The following is a 330-nucleotide window of genomic DNA, read 5'->3' on the forward strand; positions in this document are numbered from 1 at the left end:
TTGGCATCGTGACAGTGGCGGTGCAGCAGTTGGAGGTTCTTGTAATCATCCTTTCCGCCTAGGCTTCTAGGGATGATGTGGTCGGTCTCCACTTGGTCTTCTATAGTGAAATGCTGTCCGCACCATTTGCATTTGCCTTTCTGGTCTTTCAGCAGTCGGGCTTCTTGGTTTGGGATTTCTGCTGATTTCCCTCTCCTTGTTGCCCAGTAGACCCAGTTTCCGTCATATGTTGATGCGTCTGGTCTGACCAGCTTGTGGTAGACAATGGGAGTCCAGGCGTGTTTTTGGAGTCGTAGACCATCCTTAGTTTGGAATATCCACTTATCCTTC

The 330-nt window shown here is 49.4% G+C and carries 1 protein-coding gene; it reads right to left on the minus strand.

Annotated elements, in window-relative coordinates; translation table 11 throughout:
* On the minus strand, positions 1-317 hold a 317-nt coding region (locus tag LKE08_RS00195), incomplete at its 3' end, for an HNH endonuclease signature motif containing protein (RefSeq protein ID WP_324702178.1).
* Positions 318-330 lie beyond the last annotated feature (13 nt).

Source organism: Lyngbya sp. CCY1209 (assembly GCF_035615495.1).
Taxonomy (GTDB): Bacteria; Cyanobacteriota; Cyanobacteriia; order Cyanobacteriales; family Microcoleaceae; genus Limnospira.